We start from the raw sequence: 6793 nt of genomic DNA on the forward strand, positions 1-6793 counted from the left end.
CACTCCGGGCGAGGCTTGTATGGGTGGGTTTGCGCGCCATGGATGGCAACACCGAGCCCCCAAGGACGGGTTTACGGCGTGTCCCGGCAACCCACCCGCACCACGCCCCGACAGTGGGTAGGCGCGCATGGGAAACGCCGGGGAAACGCCGGGAAACGCTGGGAATGCCGCAAATGCCCGAAATGCGTGGAATGTCTGGAAATGCCTGGAGCGCCGGCAAACGCCTGGGTAGAGCCGAGCCATGCTCGGCTGCTCTTCCTTCCCAGGTCATGCTGGCATCGAATGAGGAACGGGCATCAGCAGTCGTTAGAGGATCGACCCCACCGGGATGATTGCAATGGCCCCGGTAGAGCCGAGCCATGCTCGGCTGCTCTTCCTTCAAAGGTCAAGCTGGCATCGAATCAGGAACGGGCATCAGCAGTCGCTAAAAGATCGAATCCGCCGGCTCTTCTGCATGCGCGCAAACCCACCCATACAAGCCTCGCCCGGAGTGCGCGCGCACATGCTGCTGTCCGCCTTCGAGCTCTCAGCCTTCAACAGCCCCGGTACCACCCGGCAACGGATCCACATGTCCGCACGCCTCGCAGGTGCGCATCTCCACCGAGGCCTGATACCGCGCAAACACCTTCGGCAGATCCGTCTCGATGTTCTCCAGCGCGAAATACTCTTCGTACAGCTTGTGGTTGCAGCGCTCGCAGAACCACAGCAGCCCATCGCGCTCATGCGCCAGGCGCTTGCGCTCCACCACCAGCCCCACGCCGCCAGCCGGGCGGCGGGGCGAATGGGGCACCTTGCCCGGGAGCAGGAAGATCTCGCCCGCGCGGATCGGGATGTCGCGCACCGCACCGTCTTCCTGCACCTTCAGCGTCATCTCGCCTTCGAGCTGGTAGAACCACTCAGGGCCCTCGTCGTAGTGGTAGTCGGTGCGGCTGTTCGGCCCGCCCACCACCATCACGATGAAGTCCCCGTTCTCGATCATCTTGTTGCCCACCGGCGGCTTCAACAGATGCCGGTGTTCCTCGATCCAGGCCAGCAGATTGATGGGGGAAGCGAGCATGATGGGGATTCCGTAGAGAGACGCGTCAGTCGCGCCGACCGCGGCGCGGCACGTGGGCCAGGGCCTTTTCGTAGGCCGGTTGCAGGTCTTCCGGTGCACCCACGTCGATGCCCATCTCGCGCACCCGGCCATCCTTCAGGCTGTAGACCCAGCCGTGCACCATCAGCTTCTGGCCGCGCGCCCAGGCATCCTGCACGATCGTCGAGCGGCAGGCGTTGACCACCTGCTCGATCACGTTCAACTCGCACAGGCGTGCGTGCTTCAGCGCCGGGTCCTCGATCGCATCCATGATCGAGGCGTGCTTCTGCGCCACATCGCCCACGTGCCGCAGCCAGTTGTCGGCCAGGCCCACGCGGGTGTTGTGCAGGCTGGCGTGCACGCCGCCGCAGCCGTAATGGCCCACGATCAGGATGTGCTTCACCTTAAGCTGGTCCACCGCGTACTGGATCACACTCAGGCAGTTCAGGTCGGTGTGCACCACCACGTTGGCCACGTTGCGGTGCACGAACACCTCGCCCGGTGCCATGCCGATGATCTGGTTGGCCGGCACGCGCGAGTCGGAACAGCCGATCCACAGGTATTCCGGGTGCTGCTGCTTGGCCAACTGGTGGAAGAATTCCGGGTCTTCTTTCTCGATCCGGTCCGCCCATTCGCGGTTGTTCTGCAGCAGCTTGTGGATGTCTTTCATGGGGCAGGTGTCCCTGACGTAAGGTGGGGGCAAGGCGCGGCCAGCCTGGCCGCGGCGTCGCGGGAAGCGGGGAGAATCAACCGGCGGTGTCGCCGTCGCGGCGCCAGCGCATCCACTGCGCCAGCTCGCGGGAAGCCGGGGCGTCCAGCGCCGACAGCGCGTCGATCACGCTGTGCTGGTTGGCCTCGGGATGGTTCTGGCTGAGCTTGAGTTTGATCTGCACCTGCGCCGGGCGGAAACGGAACCCGACGATGCCGCCGAGCATGCGCTGCTGGCGCGGCTCGATCGGCAGCAGATCCCAGTCGCCGCCGACCTGCGCTTCATAGTGCGCGCTCAGGCCGTCCAGCATGGCGATCAGCGCATCATCGTCGGTCACCGGCTCCAGCACGCCGCGCAGTTCCGCAGCGGCGTAGTTCCAGGTCGGCACACGCGCCTGCGCGACCTTGTGTTCGCCCCGTCCCTGGGGCTCACCCTGCGGGCCAGCCTTTGGCTGTCCAACGCCGTTCCTGACGGCGTTGTCCGGATACCAGCCCGGCGACACATACGCGTGGGGACCGTGCACCAGCATCAACGCGGGGCCGGCATGGCCTGCCTGCGGGTTCGGCTTGGCCCAGTGGCCTTCGATCAGGATGCCATCGGCGTCGCGCCGGTACAGCACCGGCATCCGGGTGGCCTGCGGCAGACCGTCGGCGCCGGTGGTGACCAGCGTGATGAACGCATCGCGCGCCAGCAGCCGGTCCAGCCAGATCAGGTCAGTCTCGGCGAAGGCGGAAGGGATGAACATCGCCGGTTACGCGCGGGCGCCCAAGCTCTGCACCATGCGGCCGTGCAGCTCGGCATCGCTGGCGCCCTGCGGCGGCTGCACTTCATGCAGCGAGAAACCGCGGATCAGCGCGTCTTCCTCGTCCAGGCCGTCATAGGACACGAACTCGGCATCGAACAACTGCGACCGCGCGGTGTCTTCGCTGTCGTAGCTGAGCGTGTTGCCGTCGCTGTCGAGGACTTCGGCGGTGCCGGCCGGGCGGATCCGCAGGCGCGCCCAGATAAGCGTGTTGCCCAGGCTGGCCAAGAACCATTCGTCGCGGTGTGAGGGGGTGTCGTTCATATCAATACCATCGAAAGCAGCCAGAGCAGGGCAGCCATGCCCAGTCCGGCCAGCAGGGTCAGCAGCGATACCCAGGCAGGCGTGGCCAGCCCGGACAGCGCCCGGTCGGGGGTTTGCCGGTAATCGCGCCCAAGCAGCCAGCGCAGCGCATCCGGGCGCAGGAACGCGCCGTTGCCGAAGCGTTGCGCCAGCAGCGGATGGCGGTCGCGGATGTGGATCAGGGTCAGCGGCCAGAAGATCACGAAGGCACTGAACCCGGCGATCGCCACGCCGACGAAACACAGCGCGAAGAACAGGGTCATGGGCTCGGTGCCTCCGCGGGGGGGATCAAAACTCGGCGCTGCCCGGCGCGCGCGGGTAGGGGATGGCGTCGCGGATGTTGCCCAGCCCGCACACGTACACCACCAGGCGCTCGAAGCCCAGGCCGAAACCGGCATGCGGCACCGACCCGTAGCGGCGGAAATCGCGGTACCAGCTGTAGTGCTCGCGATCCAGGCCGAACTGCGCCATGCGCGCGTCGAGCACGTCCAGGCGCTCTTCGCGCTGGCTGCCGCCGATGATCTCGCCGATGCCCGGGGCGAGCACATCCATCGCTGCGACGGTCTTGCCGTCATCGTTCAGGCGCATGTAGAACGCCTTGATGTGCTCGGGGTAGTTGGTCACCACCACCGGGCGGCCGATGTGTTCCTCGGTCAGCCAGCGCTCGTGCTCGGTCTGCAGGTCCAGGCCCCATTCGACCGGGAAGTCGAACTTCTTGTCGGCCTTCTGCAGCAGCTTCACCGCTTCGGTGTAGTCGATCTGCTCGAACGGGGCGTTGATGAAGCCTTCCAGCTTGGTGATCGCGTTCTTGTCCACGCGCTCGGCCAGGAACGCCAGGTCGTCGCCGCGCTCGTCCAGCACCGCGCGGAACAGGTATTTCAGGAACTGCTCGGCCAGGCGCGCGTCTTCGGCCAGGTCGGCGAAGGCGATTTCCGGCTCGATCATCCAGAACTCCGCCAGGTGGCGGGTGGTGTTGGAGTTTTCGGCGCGGAAGGTCGGGCCGAACGTGTAGACCTTGCTCAGGGCCAGGCAGTACGCCTCGACATTGAGCTGGCCGGACACGGTCAGGAAGGTTTCCTTGCCGAAGAAGTCACGGCTGAAATCGACCTCGCCCTTTTCGTTGCGCGGCAGGTTGGCCATGTCCAGGGTCGAGACCCGGAACATCTGGCCGGCGCCTTCGGCATCGGAGGTGGTGATGATCGGGGTGCTGATCCAGTTGAACCCGTTCTGGTGGAAGAACCGGTGCACGGCCTGGGACAGGCAGTTGCGGATGCGGGTGACCGCGCCGAACAGGTTGGTGCGCGGGCGCAGGTGCGCCACTTCACGCAGGAACTCCGCGCTCATCGGCTTGGGCTGGATCGGGTAGGTCAGGGGGTCGTCGACCAGGCCGACGATTTCGATGTCGTGGGCCTGGATTTCGAAGGACTGGCCCTTGCCCTGGGACTTGACCAGGGTGCCGCGGGCGATCACCGAGCAGCCCGGGGTCAGGCTCTTGATGTCGTCGAAGTTGCCCAGGGTGTCATTGGCCACCACCTGGATGGGGGCGAAGCAGGAGCCATCGGTGACATTGACGAAGGCCAGCGCCGCCGAGCCGCGCACCGTCCGTACCCAACCGCGTACGGTTGCCTCGCCGCCTTCCGGGATTTTCCCGGCAAGCGCATGTTCAACGCTGACCACCGTCATGACTTGAATCCTCTGTTGATCGACTCGATCTCTGAACACGGAGTTTAACGGGTGCGGTGTTCGGCTTGCGAGGCATTTTTCGCGCGCTCTCCGGGGCTGCGCGCCATGTGAACCGCAGCGACGGCCGTCGAAGCCGGGCCGCGCCATACCCTCTATAATGATCACGATCCGCTGGAGTTGCCTGTCATGGCCGTAAGCCTTACCCCTGTTGCCTTTGCCCGTGTGCAGAAGTTCGTCGAGCAGACCCCCGGCGCGCTGGGCCTGCGTTTCGGCGTGACCCGGACCGGTTGCTCGGGCTGGGGTCACATCACCGATCTGGCCCGCGACGAGCGCCAGGGCGACACCGTGTTCGAGCAGGACGGGGTGCGTATCTACGTGGATGCCGACAGCCTGGGCTTGGTCGATGGCACGGAGATCGACTTCGGCAAGCACGGCCTGAGCGAGACGTTCACGTTCAGGAACCCTAACGCGACCGCCGAATGCGGCTGCGGCGAGAGCTTCACCACCGAGGCCGACAAGGCCTGAGCCGGGCCGCCGCCGGGCTGTCTGGCGCGCTGCGGCTTGCCTGTTGGGGCTTGCGCTGCCATACTTTGCGGCTTCCTGCCTGATTTCGGGCAGGACCCTTGCCCCACCGCGTTCATCTGCGGGGGGCTGTCCGGCCCTCAACGGGCCACATCCGAAAGGTAAAAACACATGAGTCGTCATTACGAAGTCGTGTTCCTGGTCCATCCGGACCAGAGCGAACAGGTCCCGGCCATGATCGAGCGCTACAAGGCGCTGGTCGAGAACGGCAGCGGCACCATCCACCGTCTGGAAGACTGGGGCCGTCGTCAGCTGGCCTACCCGATCCAGAACCTGGTGAAGGCCCATTACGTCATGCTCAACATCGAGTGCGACCAGGCCGTGCTGAGCGAGCTGGTGGAAAGCTTCCGCTTCAACGACGCCGTGCTGCGCAACCTCGTCATCAAGCGTGACGAAGCTGACACCGAGCAGTCGCTGATCATGAAGAGCAAGGACGAGAAGGGCGAGAAGCCCGAGCGTGGCGAGCGTCGTCGTCGTGATGACGAAGAAGGTGAAACCACCCCCGCCGCTGACACCGATGCCGGCGAAGACGCCGCTTCGGCCGCTTAAGGAGCACTGACATGTCCAAGTTCTTCCGTCGCCGCAAGTTCTGCAAGTTCACGGCCGAAGGTGTCAAGGAGATCGATTACAAGGATCTCAACACCCTGCGCCAGTACCTGACCGAGAACGGCAAGATCGTGCCGAGCCGCGTCACCGGTACCAAGTCGAAGTACCAGCGCCAGCTGGCAACGGCCGTCAAGCGCGCCCGTTTCCTGGCCCTGATTCCGTACACCGACAACCACGACGTCTGATGAAAGCCGGCGGCTTCGGTCGCCGCTTTCGCGGATCTGGCCGCCCGCGCTGCGAAGCGTCGGGCGGTTTCCAGGTCTGCCGTTCGGATATTCGGACAGCCATCGCTGCGGGGCCTTGCCTCGCTAACGAATACATTTTTGGAGCTACACCATGAAGCTGATTCTTCTTCAGAAGGTCACCAACCTCGGCGGTCTGGGCGATCTGGTCGACGTGAAGCCGGGCTACGGCCGCAACTTCCTCGTCCCGACCGGCAAGGCCGTTCCGGCCACCGCGACCAACGTGGCCGAGTTCGAAGCCAAGCGCGCCGATTACGAAGCCAAGGCCCAGTCGATCCACGCTGACGCCGAAGCCCGCAAGGCGAAGCTGGAAGGCAAGAGCGTCACGATCGGTGCCAACGCTTCGACCGAAGGCAAGCTGTACGGTTCGGTCGGCCCGCGCGATATCGCCGAAGCCTTCACCGCTGCCGGCCTGCCGCTGGAAAAGAGCGAAGTGATCCTGGGCGAAGGCGCCTTCCGCAACGTGGGCGAGTACGAGGTGACTGTTCACCTGCACGCCGACGTCGAAACCACCGTCAAGGTGGTTGTGGAAGCCGAAAAGGCCTGATTCCTGCCGAAAGGCGGGCGTTACAGAAACGGGTGCCCGCGAGGGTGCCCGTTTTTGTTTTGTGGGGTGGTTGGTTTTTTTTTAGAAGCTAACGGCAACGGCAACGGCCATTGCAACGGCCACTGCAACGGCCGGCGCTTTTGCTTTCCTGGAGGAGGGTGGCGGGTAGCCTTGGCCGGGACACGCCGTAAACCCATCCATGGGGGCTCGCGGGCGCCATCCATGGCGCCCGACGGTCCCGGCC

10 protein-coding genes are annotated in these 6793 nt (G+C 65.0%); 4 read left to right on the top strand and 6 right to left on the bottom strand.

Annotated elements, in window-relative coordinates; translation table 11 throughout:
• Positions 1-526 precede the first annotated feature (526 nt).
• From AC1DR7_RS19715 to asnS, 6 genes are all read right to left on the bottom strand, one after another.
• On the bottom strand, positions 527-1057 hold the full coding sequence (locus AC1DR7_RS19715) for a 3-hydroxyanthranilate 3,4-dioxygenase (RefSeq protein ID WP_256774545.1): 531 nt from the start codon (positions 1055-1057) through the stop codon (positions 527-529).
• 25 nt (positions 1058-1082) lie between these two features.
• Entirely contained in the window at positions 1083-1745 is a 663-nt protein-coding gene (gene can / locus AC1DR7_RS19720) for a carbonate dehydratase (protein ID WP_256774544.1), read from the bottom strand.
• 76 nt (positions 1746-1821) lie between these two features.
• Positions 1822-2529, bottom strand: coding sequence for an FMN-binding negative transcriptional regulator (locus AC1DR7_RS19725; protein ID WP_457320171.1), 708 nt, complete (start codon positions 2527-2529; stop codon positions 1822-1824).
• Between the two features lie 6 nt (positions 2530-2535).
• Positions 2536-2850, bottom strand: coding sequence for a hypothetical protein (locus AC1DR7_RS19730; protein WP_256774542.1), 315 nt, complete (start codon positions 2848-2850; stop codon positions 2536-2538).
• Complete coding sequence (locus AC1DR7_RS19735) at positions 2847-3152, bottom strand: hypothetical protein (RefSeq protein ID WP_256774541.1); 306 nt, start codon at positions 3150-3152, stop codon at positions 2847-2849. Before AC1DR7_RS19735 ends, AC1DR7_RS19730 begins: the two co-directional genes overlap by 4 nt.
• Positions 3153-3177: 25 nt before the next feature.
• Positions 3178-4572, bottom strand: coding sequence for an asparagine--tRNA ligase (asnS, locus tag AC1DR7_RS19740; protein ID WP_457320174.1), 1395 nt, complete (start codon positions 4570-4572; stop codon positions 3178-3180).
• A 186-nt stretch (positions 4573-4758) separates the two neighbouring features.
• Here asnS and AC1DR7_RS19745 point away from each other — a divergent pair, with 186 nt between their 5' ends.
• The 4 genes from AC1DR7_RS19745 (at position 4759) to rplI (ending at position 6549) form a co-directional block, all read left to right on the top strand.
• On the top strand, positions 4759-5097 hold the full coding sequence (locus AC1DR7_RS19745; protein WP_256774539.1) for a HesB/IscA family protein: 339 nt from the start codon (positions 4759-4761) through the stop codon (positions 5095-5097).
• 168 nt (positions 5098-5265) lie between these two features.
• Entirely contained in the window at positions 5266-5703 is a 438-nt protein-coding gene (rpsF, locus tag AC1DR7_RS19750; RefSeq protein WP_256774538.1) for a 30S ribosomal protein S6, read from the top strand.
• Positions 5704-5714: 11 nt separating this feature from the next.
• Positions 5715-5945: a 30S ribosomal protein S18 gene (rpsR, locus tag AC1DR7_RS19755; protein ID WP_002804494.1), complete on the top strand. Its 231-nt coding sequence runs from the start codon at positions 5715-5717 to the stop codon at positions 5943-5945.
• 151 nt (positions 5946-6096) lie between these two features.
• The gene (gene rplI, locus AC1DR7_RS19760) at positions 6097-6549 is read left to right on the top strand and encodes a 50S ribosomal protein L9 (RefSeq protein ID WP_256774537.1); all 453 of its coding nucleotides are present in this window, start codon (positions 6097-6099) and stop codon (positions 6547-6549) included.
• Positions 6550-6793: the final 244 nt, after the last annotated feature.

Source organism: Stenotrophomonas sp. P5_A9, from assembly GCF_056400525.1.